We start from the raw sequence: 19,011 nt of genomic DNA on the forward strand, positions 1-19,011 counted from the left end.
CCTTTATGCCTTATCAGAAGGCGGAGGAGGTGTTTGTTGTGGCGGTTTTTTATCCTGTGGTGGCCTTTGATTATGATGTGGCCGTTGTTGCCTGGGCGGGTGTTTCTGCTGCTGTTGTGGCGGTTTGTTGTTGCCACTACCTTGCTGCTGGTTATTGTTGCCCTCACCACCCTGGCGTTGAGGCTGTTGTTGCTGCTTTGGTTTTTGTTGCTGGTTGCGCTGCTGTTGTTGCTGAGGTGGTTTGTTATTACCCCCACCGCCCTGGTTGTTGCCCTGGCGTTGTTGCTCATTGCCCGCATTTCGCTGCTGCCCTCCACCACCGCCACGTTGTTGTGGCTCATGGCTACGCTCTGCTTTGGCTTCCCGCTCGTTATGACCACCACCGCTGCCACCTTTGCGATCGTTGCGTTGCTGTTGCTGTTCGCGATGGTCTTTTTCTTTACGGCGCTTGCTACCTCTTTCCAGGCTGCGCAGGCTTATCTGGCCTACTACGTCTACAAACTGCGGTTCTATTTCTTTGGGCTTGTTGTTCACCAGTTCTACTGCCTGTAACTCTTCCACCTTTTCGCCGCGACCGTTGAGACGCTTTATTTCTTTTACCCGCTGTATGGTTAAGGGGTATTGTTTGCTGCTATCGGGCAGCACATACCACATCAGGTTTTTGAAAATATCTTTTTTAATCAGGTGTGCAGTGCCACGTGTGGTTTCCAACGTGTCTGCATTGTCCGGGAATTGCTGTAAGGCATCCAGGTAAGTATCCAGTTCGTAGTTCAGGCAGCACTTTAAACGGCCGCACTGACCACTCAATTTGGTTTGGTTAATACTCAGGTTCTGGTAGCGGGCAGCTGTAGTGGTTACACTTTTAAAGTCGGTTAACCAGGTGCTACAGCATAATTCACGGCCACAGCTTCCTATGCCACCTACTTTAGCTGCTTCCTGACGTATGCCTATCTGCCGCATTTCCACTTTTACCTTAAACTCGCCGGCGTAAATTTTAATCATTTCCCGAAAATCCACGCGATCATCGGCAGTATAAAAGAAAGTAGCTTTTTTACCATCAGCCTGAATTTCTACTTCGCTCAGCTTCATCTGAATATTCAGCTGACGGGCAATAGCGCGGCAGCGCATCAACATTTGTGGCTCGCGTGCTTTGTTCTGCTGAAATAGTTCAACGTCTTTTTCAGAAGGCTGGCGTAGTATTCTTTTCATATCGGGGTTAAACTCATCCACCCCTTTTTTCTTCATTTGCAGGCGAACCAGTTCACCGGTCAGGCTTATTTCCCCTACATCAAATCCACTTACGCCCTCAACTGTTACGTATGCGCCTTTTTCAAAATACTGAAGAGAATTATTCCTGAAATATTCTTTACGGCTTCCTTTATTAAAAGATACTTCTACTACTTTACAACTGCTTTCGGGATCGCTAAAAGGGAGGTTCATCAGCCAGTCGTGTACATTCATTCTGTTACAACTACCTGTGCCGCAGCTCCCATGGCTTTTACAGCCGCCAGGTTTGCCTGTTCCACATGATCCACATCCCATATATCCTTGATTTCAATATTATTAGTAATTACTGTAATGTCTATCCAGTCAAAAATAGCGCTTTATCCTGAATAATGTGGTAGAGCTTAATGGTGAGGGCGTGGAACAGCATTTTGGCGTTGGCATTGCGTTCTATGTAATAAGCGGCCTTGTCCAGCTCCTCAATCAGCGTTTGTTGCTGGCTTACGGAAGCTATTTTGTTCAGGCGCTGGGCAAAGTCTTTTTCCTGGTCGGGCAGCATAATTCTATCAGCGCCCATTACCCGGATACGTATACTTTGCTCTAACAGGTGGTTGAAATAGCGCAAAAACTGCTTTTGCTTTTCCCGGCCCTGTTTGCTTATTTCTTCAATCCATTTTACCTGTGCGCCGGGGCCACCTTTTAAGGCAGCATTCAGCCAGTCGCGTAGCAGGCTTTGCCAGTCGTCGCTTGCATGTTGCAATAATTGCAGCGCCTCGCGGTAGTTGCCTTCGGCAATACCAGCTGTTTGCCGGGCCGTTTGGGCCGGGGCATTGGCACGTTCAATTAAAGCTTTTTCAACTTCAGCCGTTTCCAGTAAAGGCACTTTCACCAGCTGGCAGCGACTTAATATAGTAGGTAATATCTGTTCCTCGTTTTCGGCCACCAGCACAAATAAGGTATTAGGTGGTGGCTCCTCTATTAATTTCAGCAACTTGTTGCCCTCTTTACCTAAGTATTCGGGCATCCACATTAACAGGATCTTGTATTCGCTTTCAAAGCTCATCAGGCTTAATTTCCTGATGATATCGTTACACTCATCGGCGGTAATATTACCTTGTTTGTTTTCTGCGCCTATAAACTGCAGCCAGTCAAAAGCATTGCCATAGGGCTGGTTTGCTACAAACTCACGCCATTCGGTAGCATAATCACTGCTGGTAGGTTTATCGCCGCTTTTGCGGGGTATAGCAGGGTAGGAATAATGTATATCGGGGTGCATCAGCTTCTGCGCCTTAAAACACGCGGGGCAGGTGCCGCAGGAGTCATTTAACAACTGTGGAGTAGAAGGCGCTTCTGCTGCTGGCTCGTCACCAAACATAGAAGGGCCTGCTTCCTGTTTAGGCGTTTTATTTTTGCCCGAACGGGTGGTGCAGGTAACAAATTGGGTAAAAGCCAGGGCTAATGGCAATACGCCACTGCCTTCCTTTCCCAAAAACAATAATGCATGGCTTAAACGGTTTTGCTGTACCATCTCTACCAAATGCTGTTTCACTTCCTTTTGCCCGATAACCTTATCAAACTGCATATGCCTACATCAAAAATTCAACTAACAAAAAATATCTCCGCTATTCCAGGTGTTATAACAGGGCTGTTAGGTACAGCCACTGATTATTGTTCTATATACTTCAGCAGCTCAGGGCTTTCCGGTGTAACCTTGCTGTCGAAATGAGCCAGCAGGTTGCCTTTTTCATCAATGATAAACTTATTAAAGTTCCAGCCAATAGTTGCATCTAATACACCATTCTGCACTTTGTGAGTCAGGTAATCAAACACGGGTGTAATGCTGTCTCCTTTTACATCAACACGGGTAGTCAATGGGAAGGTTACGCCAAAGTTCTTCTGGCAAAACTCTTTAATCTCGCTGTTGTCCTGGTATTCCTGGCCACCAAAGTTGTCGGAAGGAAAACCTACAATCACCAGTTTGTCTTTATGCGCTTCATACAAAGCTTCCAAACCTTTATACTGTTTAGTAAAGCCACATTTAGAGGCAGTGTTTACTATCAGTATTTTCTTGCCTTTGTAGGCCGAGAAATCAATAGTGCCGCCATCTAAAGAAGCAATCTTAAAATTATAAATAGTCTTAGGCTTGGGTTTGAAAGAAGGCGTTTTGCTAATAGCAGCAAAACCTATAGCTATAAAGGCGAGGCAAAAAATGAAGTATTTCATGCTTTTTTATTTTTAATGATACTAACAAAGGTGGGCATTTAAGGGGTATCGAAAAAATAAACTGTGTTAAGATAGCAAGGTGCTGGCGATGGTGGCAATGCTTACGGTAATTTTCTGCTGTTGCAAGGCCAGTGCACACGCTTCCAGGGTAGCCCCGGTAGTAATTACATCGTCAACCAATAAAACGTGTGTGTGGGACAGAAGGTGTTGCGGGTGAACGGAAAAAGCATTCTGCAGGTTCAGCAACCGGTTTTCCCGGTTCTGGTGTGTTTGAGTGCTGGTAAATACACTACGTTGTAAAGCCTTTGTGATAACCGGCCATTTACAAACGGAGGATATGCCCTCTGCAATTAACTGCGACTGATTATAGCCCCGTTGTTTTTGTTTACGATGATGCAATGGCACTGGTATAATAGCAGTAACGTGGGCAAATCTTCCGCTGCTTTTTAACTGCTGGCCTAATTGCTTACCCAGCCATAAGCCCGTTTGCTGGTTGCGTTCATATTTCAACTGAAAAAGTATGCGTTGCACGGCAGATTGCCGGGTAAAATAAAACAGGCTACCTGCCGCCGCTATGCGCACCCGGCCATAAAACAATTTTTCAACAGGATTGCCTTCTATTCCCATAAAGGAGGTTGCCGGCAACTGGCTATGGCAGGATGCACATACAGGTATATCGGGTGCTAACACATCAGAACCGCAACCCGCACAGTTGTGGGGGTAAAACAAATGCAGCAAAGAGGTGATATAGCGTTTCATATTTAAAACAACAACTGGTATACTTCATCCACACGGCCTAATGCCAGCACTTCTATGTTCAGGTGTTTAACTGCATCCCGGTTTTTCTGGTTATAGCGGGATACTACAATTTTCTCAAACCCCAGTTTCTCTGCTTCTGCAATACGTTGTTCAATACGATTCACGGCGCGTATTTCACCATTAAGGCCTACCTCACCGGCAAAGCAAATATGTTGTGGAATAGGAACATCCTCATACGACGAAAGCAGGGCACATATAATTGCGAGGTCGGAGGATGGATCTTCTACCTTTAAACCGCCTGCAATGTTCAGGAATACATCTTTTAATCCAAACTGAAATCCGCCACGCTTTTCCAGCACAGCCAGTAGCAATTGTAAACGTCTTAAATCAAAACCGCTTACGGTGCGTTGCGGGGTGCCATATACGCTGGGGGTAACCAGTGCCTGCACTTCTATCAACAACGGGCGCAAGCCTTCCATAGTGGCTGCTATAGCTCCACCGCTTAACTGGTCTTCTTTATGCGTGATGAGAATTTCAGATGGGTTGCTCACCGGACGCATACCGGAAGACAGCATTTCATATATGCCCAGTTCGGCAGTGCTGCCAAAGCGATTTTTCAATGTGCGCAATATGCGGTAGGTATAGTTACGATCGCCTTCAAACTGCAGCACCGTATCTACCATATGTTCTAATATCTTAGGTCCGGCAATGTTGCCGTCTTTGGTGATATGGCCTATTAAGAAAACAGGTGTATTGGTTTCCTTGGCAAAGCGTTGAAACTCTGCGGCACATTCCCGTATCTGAGAAATGCTGCCGGGAGATGATTCTATAAAGTTAGACTGTAATGTTTGTACAGAGTCTACCACCACCAGTTGCGGCTTTAGCTTTTTAATCTCCTGGAAAATTACCTGGGTAGAAGTTTCGGTAAGCAAATAGAAGTTTTCATTGACAATGCCCAACCTGTCGGCCCGCATTTTAATCTGCTGTTCACTTTCCTCCCCACTTATATATAAGGTAACCACGTCTTGTAATTGCAATGCGCTTTGTAAAAACAAGGTGCTTTTGCCTATACCAGGTTCGCCTGCTACTAACACTATACTACCTGGTACAATGCCGCTACCCAACACACGGTTTAATTCGCTGTCGGCGGTAACAATTCTTTCTTCTTCAATGCTGCTTACCTGGCTAAGGGCTATGGTTTTACCCTGGCGTTTGGTTTCGGTGTAATTTTTCCAGTTATGCTGTTCGTTTTTATTGCCTTTGTCCAGCACTTCTTCTATAAAGGTGTTCCATTGGTTGCATGAAGGACATTTGCCCAGCCATTTTGCACTTTCATAACCACAATTGCTGCAAAAGAATGCTGTTTTTATTTTGCTCATGCTGTAAAGATAAGGTCACTTGCCGCCAAGTAAAAAGGCCAGCATGAATGCCGACCTTTTACTTACTAACCCATTAAATTCTGCCACTAAATTACAATAATGAGCCACAAATCAAAATTATTTTTTGCCCTTGTTGAAAACTTTTGAATCGCTGAAATGCAAGCCAGCGTGGCATAATGACACTTTTTCCGTAATGCTGTCAGGTTGGGTTATACACATTTATATAAATTTAATTCATTATACGGTGCCACCCTTTTCACAGCCCCTGAACCCACCTTAAAATCCGGAAAAAAGCGGCCGGATTATTCCGTTTTGTCAGGTGGGTAGGTTATATTTACTTAACAAAGCGTTAACTGTTATAAGAAAATGAATTAATAAGATATTCTATTTCCACTGCATGAGAATGCACATGAGAAAGAAAAAGCCCCGTTTGTTGTAAACGGGGCTTTATTTATTCGTTATTTGCTCAGGTGCATGCTTCTTTCTTTATACAACTGGCGGAAGTAAGGGTCCCGCAGGTCTTTAATAAAGCGAATGGCCTCGCCTGTGCTCTTCATTTCTGGTCCTAATTCCTTGTTTACACCCGGGAATTTGTCAAAACTGAACACCGGTTCCTTAATGGCGTAGCCTTTCAGCTGCTTTTTAATGGTAAAGTCTTTCAGTTTTTTATCTTCCAGCATCACCTTAGTGGCAATGTTCAGGTAAGGAATGCCGTAAGCCTTGGCAATGAACGGAGTGGTACGGGAAGCACGTGGGTTGGCTTCAATTACGAACACTTTTCCTTCTTTTACAGCAAATTGTATATTAATTAAACCGCGAATATTTAAAGCACGGGCAATTTTTTCAGCGTAAAACTCCATAGTGGTCACTTCCATCGGAGTCAGGTTAAAGGCAGGTAACACAGCATTACTGTCACCGCTGTGAATACCAGCAGGTTCAATATGCTCCATTACGCCCATTACGTGAAAATCAGTACCATCAAAAATACCGTCAATTTCCGCTTCCTGGCAACGATCCAGGAAATGGTCAATCAGTATTTTGTTATTGGGTATGTGTTTCAGCAGGCTGATCACCGCTTTTTCTACCTCTTCGTCGTTAATAACGATACGCATGCGCTGACCGCCCAATACGTAGCTGGGGCGAACCAGCACCGGGTAACCTACCTGGTTGGCTACTTCAATAGCCTCATCAGCAGTGTAAGCGGTTCCATACTGAGGATACGGAATATCCAGCTCTTTCAGCAGGTCGCTGAAACGGCCGCGATCTTCGGCGATATCCATATTGTCATAAGATGTACCTATAATACGTATACCTTTCTCGTGCAGGCGCTTAGCCAACTTCAAGGCTGTTTGGCCACCAAGCTGAACGATCACCCCTTCAGGCTTCTCCAGCTCAATTATTTCCCACAGATGTTCCCAGTACACGGGCTCAAAGTACAGCTTGTCCGCAATGTCAAAGTCAGTAGATACGGTTTCAGGATTACAGTTTACCATAATCGCTTCATAACCTGCTTCTTTAATAGCCAGCAGACCATGCACGCAACAATAGTCAAACTCAATACCCTGGCCAATTCTGTTAGGACCGCTACCTAAAACGATGATTTTTTTCTTACCGGACGGATTCGATTCGTTGGAGGAAAGTGTATTGCTCATTTTCGAAAGATTGCGCGAAATTAGGGTTTTTCGTCGAGACGTGGGGATTTCAATTCCACCGGCTCAGATTTTTGTCCCTTTCTCAGGCGCATGTTTAACAATTCCACTATAAATGAAAAGGCCATCGCAAAATAAACGTAGTTTTTCAGGTGCAGGTCGTGCGAACGTTCACTGTCCCAACCTTCCACTAATAATACAAAGCCAATCATCACCAAAAAGGAGAGGGCCAGCATTTTTAAAGTAGGATGTTTGTGAATAAAGCCGGCAATGGCCGGGCTGAATAAAAACATAATAATCATAGCTACCACCACCGCAGCAATCATTACTTCCACCACTTTGGCGGTGCCCCCGGCAGTAATAATACTGTCAAAGCTAAATACCATGTCAATCAGCACTATCTGAAAAATGGCCGCAGAAAAGCCCAGCGGTTTTTTAGTGCCATCTGCATGCTCTTCCTCGCCTTCCAGCTTATGATGAATTTCTTTTACCGTTTTATAAATCAGAAACAAGCCACCCGCCAGCATTACCAAACTGCTGAGGTCAAAGCCTTTTCCGGCCACTGAAAACAGATAATGGCCTTTTTGTGCTAATAGCCAACTTAAGCCCATCAACAAAATGCTGCGCATAATAATACCAAATATCATCCACAAAACACGGGCTTTGGGTTGCTGCGCTTTGGGCAGGCGATTCATGATAATACTTACAAAAATCACATTATCAATGCCTAATACCACTTCCAGAATTACCAATACAAAAAAACTGACAAGGTTGTCAGCCGTAAAAATTTGTGTCATGCCAAACTGTTCTAATATGTACAGCAAATATTCAAAAATAGTTCCGAATAATGGAAATCACCCTTATCTTTCATTTGTAACCCCAATTGACTAATACAAAACCCAACGTAGACGATGCTTAAAAAAGTGCTGAAGATTACAGGTATCAGCCTGCTGGTATTGCTTGCTCTGTTAATTACATTACCCTTACTTTTTAAAGGAAAAATCATCCGTATTGTAAAAGAACAGATCAATAAAAACATTCTGGCCAAAGCCGATTTTTCCGATGTAAGTCTCTCTTTCATCCGTCATTTCCCGCGTGCTTCCGTTTCGCTGAAGCATTTTTATGTGGTGGGTATTGATGAATTTGCCAAAGATACCCTGGTAAGTACCGAAGAAGCAGATGTGGCGGTAAACCTGTGGAGTGTGATCAGTGGTAGTAAAATGAGCATTTATGCGGTTAATATTAACACGCCACGTATACGGGCTATTGTAAATAAAGATGGTAAAGCCAACTGGAATATTACAAAGCCGGATGCAACAACCGATACGGCCACCACAGAAGGCAAGCCTTTTAGCATGCAACTGCAGCATTACAGTATTAGCAACGGCTATATTGTATATGACGACCAGGTAGGCGCCATGAGCACAGAAATTGTAAACCTCAATCATGAAGGCAGTGGCGATTTTACGTCCGACTTGTTTACACTGGATACGCACACCACAGCTGATGCAGTAACCTTCACTTATGGGGGCATTCCTTATTTGCTGAATACAAAAACAGCAGTAGGGCTGAAGTTGCAGATAGATGCTAAAAACAGTAAGTATACTTTTAATACAAACGACATTGCCATCAATGATCTGAAACTAAGTGCCAAGGGCTTTTTCCAGTTCATGAACGATAGCACTTATAACATGGATATCAGCTTTAACGCACCTTCCAACGATTTCAAAAGTTTTTTATCGTTAGTGCCGGCTGTATATAAAAACGATTTCGCTTCTATCAAAACCAGTGGTAAGGCAGGGTTGAGCGGCTTTGTAAAAGGAGTGTACAATGGTGTGCAAATACCGGCTTATAATATTAAGCTGAATGTGGAAGATGGTTTTTTCCAGTATCCTGATTTGCCTGCCCCGGTTAAAAACATCCGGGTAGCAGCAGAAGTAAACAACCCTGATGGCGTTACAGATAATACTGTAGTGGATATATCCAAAGCACATATTGAATTTGGCGCCGATCCTTTCGATTTTCATTTGCTGTTAAAAAATCCGCTTACCAAACAATACATTGATGCCGGCGCTAAAGGCAATTTAGATCTTGCCGGTGTTACCCGTTTTGTAAAGCTGGAAAACGGAACAAAGCTTTCGGGTACGGTTAATGCCGATGTGCAGGCAAAAGGAGATGTGGTAGTGGTTACACAACAAAAGCCGGGCAGCTTTAGCGCCAGTGGTTTTGTGGAGATCAATAAACTGTATTATGCTTCTCCGGCTTTTCCTCAGCCTGTACAAAACACACATGCACGCATTGAGTTTACCAACCCGGATGGGGTGCCCGACCACACTGTTATTCAGGTTCCATCTGCACACGTGGAGGTGGGAAAGGATGGTGCTGACTTAACCTTGTTGTTAAAGACGCCGGCCACTGACCCTTATTTTGAAGTAACTGCTAAAGGAGGGCTTAACCTCGCCAACATTGCGCAGTTCTATACATTTGAACCAGGTACTTCCTTATCAGGACAGCTGAATGCAGATATTTCTTGCAAAGGAAAGAAATCATATGTAGATGCTAAAAAGTACGACGCTTTTCAAACTGCGGGTACTTTACAGGTGTTTAAGGTGGAGTACAAATCCAAAGAGTACCCGGATGGCGTAGCATTGCAATCGGGCACCCTGGCATTTACACCTGCCAGAGTAAGCATCAGCAATGTGAGTGGTAGCTTTATGCAAACCAATTTTACGGCTGCCGGTGGTTTTGATAACCTGCTGGGGTATGCTTTAAAAGACGAGCCGTTGAAAGGAACACTGCAAATGCATGCGGATAAAATAGACCTGAATAAATGGATGGGTATGGTGCCTGCCAGCGCTGCTGATACTACAGCGGTTACATCAGAGCCTTTTGCAGTGCCTGCCAATATCCAGTTTACAGTAGATGCCAGCGCAGGAAATGTGAAATATGATAAAGTAGATTATAAGAATATTGCAGGTACACTGGAAATAAAGGATGAAGCGGTTACACTTAAAAATGTGAAGATGGAAGCGTTGGACGGTACTATTGCGCTCAATGGTTCCTATGCTACCAAAGCCAGTAAAAAGAAGCCTGCTATCAGCATGGCCTATGATGTACAAAACCTGGATATTCAAAAAACCTTTACTGCTTTCAATACCGTACAAAAGCTGATGCCTGTAGGGCAGTTTTTGTCGGGCAAGCTTACTTCACAAATGAGCCTGAAAGGAAACCTGGGCGAAAATATGATGCCCGATCTTTCCACTTTATCCGGAGATGGCACCTTGCTGTTACTGCAAGGTATGCTTAGCAAGTTCGGTCCGCTGGATAAAATTGCTTCTACCTTAAAACTGAACGATCTGCAGCAGATTACGGTAAAAGACATTAAAAGTCACTTTGAGTTTGCCAATGGTAAAGTGCTGGTAAAACCTTTTACTGTTCAGGTGAAGGATATAGGCATGGAAATAGGCGGCACACATGGTTTAGATCAAAGCCTGAATTATGTGATCAATATGAAAGTGCCGCGTGAAAAACTGGGCACACAGGCCAATCAACTGGTAAATAGCCTGGCTGCTAAAGCCAGCAGCAAAGGAATAAATATTACACCAGGCGATATTATCAATCTGAAAGTAAACCTGGGTGGCTTCATTAATAAACCAACTGTAAGCACCGATCTGGCAGGGGCGGGTAGCAGCGTGGCTGATGAATTAAAACAACAGGCAAGCACCTTTGCTGCTGAAAAGAAAGCGGCAGCCGACAGTGCGGTGGCTGCTGCAAAACAAGCGGTAAAAGATACTATAGCCAGCGTTAAAAATCAGTTGGTGAAAGATGCCGGCAATGCTTTAAAAGACCAGTTGCTGGGCGCGAAAAAAGATAGCACCACTACTAAAGATTCATTAAGTACCAAACAAAAGGTAGAAGAAGCGGGCAAAGGCTTGCTGAAAGGGCTGTTAAAGAAAAAGAGCTAATAGCATGTACATTCATAAAAAAGCCGCAGGAAATCATTTCTGCGGCTTTTTTCATATCATCAGTTCAAACGATAGTCTTATAACAGTTGCTTACAAATGTTTTTAGCAATAGAAGGACCTTCATAAATAAAGCCAGTCCACACTTGCACTAATGAAGCGCCAGCCTGTAACTTTTCCCGGGCATCTGCTCCGGTAAAAATACCGCCACTGGCTATAATAGGAATTTTGCCGCCGGTTTGCTGTGCCAGGTAGCTTACCACCTCTGTAGAACGGGCTTTTACGGGCAAACCACTTAAACCACCAGCGCCAATTTTTTCGCTTTCCGCTTTAGAGCTCGGGGTAAGGTTACTACGGTCAATGGTGGTATTGCTGGCCACCAAGCCGCTTAGCTTTACTTCTGCTGCCAGGTCGGCAATATCATTCAATTGCTCGTTGGTAAGGTCAGGAGCTATTTTTAACAGCAATGGCTTGGGGGCCTGCTTGCCCTGGTTAATTTCCTGTAAGCGCGATAAAATTTTACGCAACGAATCTTTCTCCTGCAATTCGCGTAAGCCGGGTGTGTTGGGTGAGCTAACGTTCACTACAAAATAGTCCACCACATCAAACAGTCGGGTAAAACAAATTTCATAGTCCTTCCAGGCATCCTCATTGGGGGTAACCTTGTTTTTTCCAATATTACCGCCAATAATCATCTTGTTGGCACCAGACTGTATTTTTCTGTTTTTCCACTTCAATAATCTTTCTGCTACTACTTCCACCCCGTCGTTATTAAAGCCCATGCGGTTGATCAGCGCTTTATCTGCCGGCAGGCGAAACAGGCGTGGCTGTTCATTACCAGGTTGTGCCTTGGGGGTAACCGTGCCAATTTCCACAAAACCAAAGCCCAGGGCTTCCAGTTCATTTAAATAAGCTGCGTTTTTATCGAAACCGGCTCCTAATCCTACCGGGTTCTTAAATTGCAGGCCAAACACCTCTTTTTGCAAACGGCTGTCTTTTAATTCAAAAGACTGCTGTACCATCGATTTTACCGGCCCAAGACTGCACCCGCTGCGCAACAGGTTCATAGAAAAATAGTGCGCTTTTTCGGGCGACAGATTAAACAGTAATTGACGAAGAAGGGGGTATATCATGGCGCGAAGATAAATGCACCCGCGGCAAATTACAAGCTGATGTTAACTTAGTTGCATAGACAACTTATTTACATTTTATTGTTTATATTTGGATAAGAAACAAAATACCATGCAGGAAGCTTATATAGTAGCCGGATACAGAACCGCCGTAGGAAAAAGCAAAAAAGGTGGTTTACGTTTTTATCGCCCCGACGATCTGGCGGTAGAAGTTATAAAAGGGCTGATGGCCACTGTGCCACAGCTGGATCCTAAACGTGTGGATGATGTGATTGTAGGAAATGCGGTGCCGGAGGCAGAGCAGGGTTTACAGTTTGGCCGCATTATAGCTGCCCGTGCATTAGGTATTGAAGTGGCGGGTATCACTATTAACCGCTATTGCGCCAGCGGCCTGGAAAGCATAGCCACGGCTACAGCTAAAATACGCACAGGTATGGCCGAATGCATTATAGCGGGTGGCACCGAAAGCATGAGCCTGGTGCCTACAGCTGGTTGGAAAACAGTACCTGCCTATTCCATTGCCAAAGACGAACCGGATTACTACCTGAGCATGGGCTTAACTGCGGAAGCAGTTGCCAAAGAGTTTAATGTTTCACGTGACGATCAGGATGCTTTTTCGCTGCGCTCACATGAAAAGGCCATGCACGCTATTCAGAATGGTTATTTCAAACCTGGAATATTACCTATTAACGTAGAGCAGGTGTATGTGGATGAAAATGGTAAGAAGAAATCGAAAACTTTTATCGTAGATACGGATGAAGGTGTGAGGGCAGATACTACCCTGGAAGCGTTGGGCAAATTAAAACCTGCGTTTGCATTGGGTGGTAGTGTTACTGCCGGTAACAGCTCGCAAACCAGCGATGGCGCTGCCTTTGTGGTAGTAATGAGCGAACGTATGGTAAACGAACTGGGCCTGAAACCTATTGGCCGCCTGGTAAATTGCGCCAGTGCTGGCGTACATCCCCGTATTATGGGCATAGGTCCGGTAGCAGCAGTACCTAAAGTATTGAAGCAGGCAGGTATGACCTTAGGAGATATTGACCTGGTAGAGCTGAATGAAGCATTTGCTTCCCAATCACTGGCGGTAATACGCGAGCTGAACCTGAACCCAGATATTGTAAATATTAATGGCGGGGCCATTGCATTAGGTCATCCGCTGGGTTGTACTGGTTGTAAGTTAACCGTGCAAATATTAAATGATCTGAAACGACTGAATAAGAAATACGGCATTGTTACTGCCTGTGTAGGTGGTGGACAAGGCATTGCAGGAATAATAGAGAATATGTAATGGCATGATATTGGTCATTGTATGCATGGTACCCCAGGTATAGTTTTATCAAAAAAATAATTCATGTATGCAAACAATTCTGGTTCCTACCGACTTTTCGTCCACTGCAAAGAATGCTGCCTTATACGCGCTACAATTAGCTGAAGATATTAAGGCCGCGCGGGTGTTATTTTATCATAGTTACGAGCTGCCTATTTCGGTAGATCCTATGATGCCCACCTTACAAATGCTGAGTCTGGATGATGTAAAGCAGGTTAGTCAAACCGGAATGGATAATTTTATTACCAATATCAAAGAAACTTACAGCACCACTATCCCTATTGCATCTGCCTGTGAGTTCAATTCGTTAACAGAAGGCGTGCAGGATATTGTAGAGCGCGAACAGGTGCAGCTTATTATCATGGGCATTACAGGTGGTGGTAAAGTAGAAGAAGTGCTGGTAGGTAGCAATACCACCAATGTTGCCAAACACACCAATGTACCTGTTATCATTATTCCGGCCGAGTGCCGCTATAAGCCCATTGAAGAAGTAATGCTGGCCTGCGATTTTAAGCAGGTAGTGCAAACTACTCCCGTGCAGCCGATTGTAGATTTGCTGGAAATGACAAAGGCCAAGCTGTTTGTATTAAATGTAAGCAGTGAATTAGATCCTTTGCCGGAAGATGCCAATTACGAAGGGCTGATGCTGGATACGTTGTTTCAGGCTAAAGGACACAAGCCGGAGTATCACTTCCTCGAAGCAGAAGACTTTACAGAAGCGATCAACTACTTTGCTATGGAAAACGAAATAGATGTGATTATCGCTATTCCTAAAAAGCATGGTTGGTTTGATGGGTTGTTCAGGCGCAACCATACCAAAATGCTGGCATTCCATAGCCACGTTCCCCTGATGATTGTTCATGACTAGATAATAAAAAAGGTAAGCAGTTGTAATGCTTACCTTTTTTTACGTGCCGCCTTTTGCAAGGCTTTGTATAGTTATCCTTTAATCAGCTCGGCCAGTTTCTTTTCCAGGTCTTCCCCTCTCAGGTTCTTACCGGCAATTTTACCTTGCGGATCAATTAAGAAGTTCTGAGGAATAGCTTGCACGCCATATTCTTTAGCAGCTGCGTTGTTCCAGAACTGTAAGTCAGAAAGATGTGTCCAGGTTAAGCCATCATCGTGAATAGCTTTTAACCATTTTTCTTTACCGGTAGGTTGGTCTAATGAAACGCCTAATACAGTAAAACCTTTGTCTTTATACTCGTTAAAAGCTTTTACCACGTTAGGGTTTTCACGACGGCAAGGGCCGCACCAGCTAGCCCAGAAATCGAGCAGTACATATTTACCACGTAAAGAAGACAGTTTTACCGGGTTGCCTAAAGTATCATTCATGGTAAAATCCGGAGCTTCTTTACCAATGCTGGTTTTCTTAGCTACTTCCAGTTTAGCCTGTAAAGCTTTACCGCTTGCTGAGCTTTTAGTAGCCTCAGGCAATTTGTTGAAGATAGGATCTAACTTCTCTACGTCAATATCATAAGGCATCCAGTTACGGATAACATATAATGCAATAGGAGTGGTGGGGTTCTTTTTCAGAAATGATTCGTAACCCGCTTTGCTAAGTTCGTCCAGAGAGTCGTAACGTGCTTCTATTGTTTTCAGCTTCTCTTCGTTCTTGGCTTCATAAGCTGCACGATATTCACCCATTAAAGCCTGCATCTGATCGCTAACAGGCTTTTGTTCTTTTTTCAGTTGATCGTAAGCTGTATTTGCAGCTCCACCTTTTACAGTAATGTTACTGAACGAATCAATACTGATGGCTTTAAGTGCACCTGCTTCTAAAAATACAGTTGCTGTATTTTTAGCTTCTGCAGTTCTGGGGTTACCTGCTCCTAAAATCAAGGTTGCATTTACAGGTTGAGCCGCATCCCCTTTAAAGGCATATTTACCGGCAGTAACAGTAGCGCTGTCTGTAACAGGCTTTCCGTCTACCGCATACCATAAAAACACTTTAGAAGGTGCTTCTTTTATATTCTTTAATTCTCCGGTTAATGTATAAGGTTTGGTTTGTGCACATACTGCGAGAGGAGCAGTTGCCAGTAGCCACAAAAATGATTTTTTCATCTCTATTAGATTTTTGAACACTGAAATTACGGTTTACTACTATATTAAGCTAGTGGGAAGATGTTAAGAAAGGTATTTTCCAACAATAGGCATACGCCTGCCTACCCCAAAAGCCTTCGGTGATACCCTTATAATGGGGCAAAACTGGTTACGCTTGTATTCGTTTACGTTCACCATTTTTAACACCCTGTTTACAAGTGCACTATCAAATCCCTGGGCCATTATTTCGGCAGGCCCCTGGCGCCTTTCAATATATTGATATAAAATGCTGTCGAGAATGGCATAGTCCGGCAGGCTGTCGCTGTCTTTCTGGTCAGGCCGCAGTTCTGCACTGGGTGGTTTGGTAATAATATTGCCGGGTATAATTTCCTGGTTGCGGTTAATGTATTTGGCCAGTTCATACACCTGTAACTTATAACAATCTCCCAGCACACCCAGGCCGCCTGCCATATCGCCGTATAAAGTGCCATAGCCGGTGCTTAGCTCACTTTTGTTGGACGTGTTCAGCAGTATATACCCAAACTTGTTGGCAATGGCCATTAACAGGTTGCCACGTGTACGGCTTTGCATATTCTCTTCTGCCAGTGAAAAAGGCAGGTTGTTGAAAACAGGCTGGAGTGTATCTAAAAATGACTGATATATATTGTCAATACGTACAACATCGTAAGGATTGTTCAGGTTTTGGCTCAGCTGTACAGCATCATTTACTGAATGTTCGGTGGAGTAGGGCGAAGGCATTAATATCGCCCTCACATTCTCTTTTCCCAATGCTTCGCAGGCCAGTGCCAGTGTCACTGCGGAGTCTATGCCACCCGAGCTGCCGAGGATAGCCTTGGTAAAGCCCATTTTGGCGAAATAATCACGTATACCCATCACCAGTGCCTGGTACACCTGTTCTATGTGCAAGGTGGGCTGCAACTGCTCAGGGTTGAGCTCTGCATCGGGCAGGCTTGCGGCAGATGCTACTATACCTGCATCCAGGCTGCCATCGTCATTTAATATTACCCCATCTACTGCTTCTTCAAACAGGGGCAAGGCCTTGCACAGGTTACCTGCCTTGTCAAATATGAGCGATCCGCCGTCAAACACAATCTCCGTTTGACTGCCTACTGCATTACAGTAAAACATGGGCAGGCCATATTTAAGCACATTGGCTTTTACAATGGCTTTACGGTCATCATTATGTGTATAATCAAAAGGCGACGCGCTAAGGTTAATCATCACGTCTGGTTTTTGGGCCATCAGTGCGTCCATAGGGCATATGCGATATAAAATGCTGTTACCCAGGTTCCAGATGTCTTCACATATAGTAACGGCCAGTTTCTTGCCTTTAAAAGGAATCACATGCCATTCGTAGGCGGGCTCAAAATACCGGTTCTCGTCAAACACATCATAAGTGGGTAACAATGTTTTGTGCACCACCTGCTGAATCTTTTTATCATACAGCATAAAGGCTGCGTTAAAAAGGCTTTTACCGCCCTCAATGCTGTTGCGTGCAGGCGAACCTACCAACACACCAATGCCATCGGCATAAGCGGCAATGGTATTGACAGCTTCGTAACACTTATTAATGAAATCGGAAAATTCTACAAAGTCGCGTGCGGGATAGCCGCAAATGCTCATTTCGGTAAATACCACCAGGTCAGCGCCTTGCGCTTTTGCCTGGGCAATGCCTTCTATAATCTTGTTGGTGTTACTCTCAAAATTGCCAATGTGATAATTCTGTTGTGCCAGTACAATCTTCATACGGTAAAGTTAGGCTATCTGAACTTTGGTAAAAAGTATCCCGTTTTTTTCACTATCCTTTATCTTCGTTTTCTATGAAGTTTGCAGGCAGGCTTTTTCTTTCAGCAGCAATAACTATTGCATTTATAACAGGTTGTACTTCGCACAAACGCCCTGTGCCGGATGTGTCAGGCATCACTGTTCCTTTTACGGTAGAGCGGTTCGACAGGGATCTGTTTTCTATCGATACCAATCATATTCCCGAAGGGCTGGACAGCCTGCAGCGTAAGTATGGCAGTTTTTTAAACGACTACCTTTTTAATATACTCGGGCTGGCACCGCAAGTAGATAGTGTGCCGGCTAAGCTAAAACTATACCTGCACGATTATGCACCTATTTACGATTCGGTACAACGGCATTTTCCGGATATGAAGCCACAGGAGAAAGAACTGTTGCTGGCTTTACAACTAACACGCCATTACTTCCCGCAATCTAAACTGCCCGAAAAGCTGGTTTGTTTTGTGGGGCCTATAGAAGGATATGGCAACGTAATTACCGCCACGGGATTTGCGGTAGGCTTACAATTGTATTTGGGAAAAGAGTTTCCTGCCTATTACGCTGATTATGTACGGGATGTATATCCTGCCTATCAAAGCAGGCGTTTTGAAGCGCCTTATATAGCCACCGCCTGCATGCGTAATTTGCTGGATGATATGTATCCTGCCGGAAACAACAACAATAAGCCACTGGTAGACCAGATGGTGGAACTGGGCAAGCGGTTGTATGTGCTGGACCTGCTGTTACCTGAAACAGCGGATAGTATTAAAACAGGCTACAAGCAGTTTCAGCTGGATGGTTGCTATGAAAATGAAGCCCTTATATGGAACTACTTTGTGAAGAATGATCTGCTATACATTACTGATCCCCTGCAAACAAGGGAGTATATAAATGATGGGCCTAAAACATCTGCATTAGGTGAAGAAGCGCCTGGCTGTATTGGCATGTTTACCGGTTGGCAGATAGTGAAAAAGTGGATGGAGCAGCATAAAGAAATGACGCCGTCTCAATTAATGACTACACCTGCACGACAAATTTTTGAAGAGGCAAAGTATAAACCACGCTAACGTACGTTCACTTGTTAGTTATACGTTAAAAAAACATCCCCAATGCGGGGCTGTCTTAGTTATTTTTAAATGGGGCTACCATTTGAAAAGGCGGGATCTTAACTATAAAGGTGGTTAACGAATTCAAATTTTCCATCAGGTAAGTACCTTGCATACGACCTATTTCGGTTTTCAGATTACAGCCACTTACATATTGAAATTGTTTACCAGACTCAAGAACGGGTTGCATGCCTACTACGCCTTCGCCTTCTACCTCGCGGTTTTGGCCGTTGCTGTCATATATAAACCAGTGACGGCGCAGCAGTTTAACAGAAAAGTGATTATGGTTTTCAATAGTGATACGGTAGGCGAACATATACTCACTGTTTACAGGGTGACTATACTCATCCTGGTAGAAAGTTTCCACACTGATTTGAACGCCTTCAGAGATTTTGGATATCATGGA

At 44.2% G+C, this 19,011-nt stretch carries 15 protein-coding genes; 4 read left to right on the forward strand and 11 right to left on the reverse strand.

The genetic code is table 11. The annotated features are described in order from the left end of the window. Positions 1-3 precede the first annotated feature (3 nt). The 7 genes from FLA_RS29665 to FLA_RS29695 form a co-directional block, all read right to left on the reverse strand. Positions 4-1,461, reverse strand: coding sequence for a PSP1 domain-containing protein (locus tag FLA_RS29665; protein ID WP_231940360.1), 1,458 nt, complete (start codon positions 1,459-1,461; stop codon positions 4-6). A gap of 121 nt (positions 1,462-1,582) precedes the next feature. Beyond that, the gene (locus FLA_RS29670; protein WP_076377182.1) at positions 1,583-2,806 is read right to left on the reverse strand and encodes a DNA polymerase III subunit; all 1,224 of its coding nucleotides are present in this window, start codon (positions 2,804-2,806) and stop codon (positions 1,583-1,585) included. A gap of 83 nt (positions 2,807-2,889) precedes the next feature. After that, positions 2,890-3,447 carry a glutathione peroxidase gene (locus FLA_RS29675; protein ID WP_076377184.1) on the reverse strand — a complete coding sequence of 186 codons (558 nt, stop codon included), beginning with the start codon at positions 3,445-3,447 and terminating at the stop codon, positions 2,890-2,892. A 66-nt stretch (positions 3,448-3,513) separates the two neighbouring features. Beyond that, entirely contained in the window at positions 3,514-4,206 is a 693-nt protein-coding gene (locus tag FLA_RS29680; protein ID WP_076377186.1) for a ComF family protein, read from the reverse strand. 2 nt (positions 4,207-4,208) lie between these two features. Then, positions 4,209-5,585 carry a DNA repair protein RadA gene (radA, locus tag FLA_RS29685; RefSeq protein WP_076377188.1) on the reverse strand — a complete coding sequence of 459 codons (1,377 nt, stop codon included), beginning with the start codon at positions 5,583-5,585 and terminating at the stop codon, positions 4,209-4,211. Positions 5,586-6,043: 458 nt separating this feature from the next. Then, the gene (locus FLA_RS29690) at positions 6,044-7,237 is read right to left on the reverse strand and encodes a carbamoyl phosphate synthase preATP-grasp domain-containing protein (protein ID WP_076377190.1); all 1,194 of its coding nucleotides are present in this window, start codon (positions 7,235-7,237) and stop codon (positions 6,044-6,046) included. Positions 7,238-7,257: 20 nt separating this feature from the next. Next, positions 7,258-8,031: a TerC family protein gene (locus FLA_RS29695; protein ID WP_076377192.1), complete on the reverse strand. Its 774-nt coding sequence runs from the start codon at positions 8,029-8,031 to the stop codon at positions 7,258-7,260. Positions 8,032-8,145: 114 nt separating this feature from the next. Here FLA_RS29695 and FLA_RS29700 point away from each other — a divergent pair, with 114 nt between their 5' ends. Beyond that, positions 8,146-11,199 (forward strand): AsmA-like C-terminal region-containing protein, encoded by a 3,054-nt coding sequence (locus FLA_RS29700; RefSeq protein WP_076377194.1) that lies wholly within the window; start codon positions 8,146-8,148, stop codon positions 11,197-11,199. Positions 11,200-11,276: 77 nt separating this feature from the next. Here FLA_RS29700 and FLA_RS29705 read toward each other — a convergent pair whose 3' ends face one another. Further along, on the reverse strand, positions 11,277-12,329 hold the full coding sequence (locus FLA_RS29705) for a quinone-dependent dihydroorotate dehydrogenase (RefSeq protein ID WP_231940361.1): 1,053 nt from the start codon (positions 12,327-12,329) through the stop codon (positions 11,277-11,279). Between the two features lie 88 nt (positions 12,330-12,417). Here FLA_RS29705 and FLA_RS29710 point away from each other — a divergent pair, with 88 nt between their 5' ends. Then, complete coding sequence (locus tag FLA_RS29710) at positions 12,418-13,614, forward strand: thiolase family protein (RefSeq protein ID WP_231940362.1); 1,197 nt, start codon at positions 12,418-12,420, stop codon at positions 13,612-13,614. 67 nt (positions 13,615-13,681) lie between these two features. Continuing rightward, positions 13,682-14,521, forward strand: a complete 840-nt coding sequence (locus FLA_RS29715; protein ID WP_076377198.1) for a universal stress protein — start codon at positions 13,682-13,684, stop codon at positions 14,519-14,521. 71 nt (positions 14,522-14,592) lie between these two features. Here FLA_RS29715 and FLA_RS29720 read toward each other — a convergent pair whose 3' ends face one another. Both FLA_RS29720 and FLA_RS29725 read right to left on the reverse strand, forming a co-directional pair. Next, positions 14,593-15,717 (reverse strand): TlpA disulfide reductase family protein, encoded by a 1,125-nt coding sequence (locus FLA_RS29720; protein WP_076377200.1) that lies wholly within the window; start codon positions 15,715-15,717, stop codon positions 14,593-14,595. Positions 15,718-15,780: 63 nt separating this feature from the next. Continuing rightward, positions 15,781-17,463, reverse strand: a complete 1,683-nt coding sequence (locus FLA_RS29725; protein ID WP_076377202.1) for an NAD+ synthase — start codon at positions 17,461-17,463, stop codon at positions 15,781-15,783. Between the two features lie 74 nt (positions 17,464-17,537). Here FLA_RS29725 and gldB point away from each other — a divergent pair, with 74 nt between their 5' ends. Continuing rightward, positions 17,538-18,566, forward strand: coding sequence for a gliding motility lipoprotein GldB (gene gldB, locus FLA_RS29730; protein WP_076377204.1), 1,029 nt, complete (start codon positions 17,538-17,540; stop codon positions 18,564-18,566). 55 nt (positions 18,567-18,621) lie between these two features. Here gldB and apaG read toward each other — a convergent pair whose 3' ends face one another. Beyond that, on the reverse strand, positions 18,622-19,008 hold the full coding sequence (gene apaG / locus FLA_RS29735; RefSeq protein ID WP_076377206.1) for a Co2+/Mg2+ efflux protein ApaG: 387 nt from the start codon (positions 19,006-19,008) through the stop codon (positions 18,622-18,624). Positions 19,009-19,011: the final 3 nt, after the last annotated feature.

Origin of the sequence: Filimonas lacunae, assembly GCF_002355595.1 — a bacterium.
Lineage (GTDB): Bacteria > Bacteroidota > Bacteroidia > Chitinophagales > Chitinophagaceae > Filimonas > Filimonas lacunae.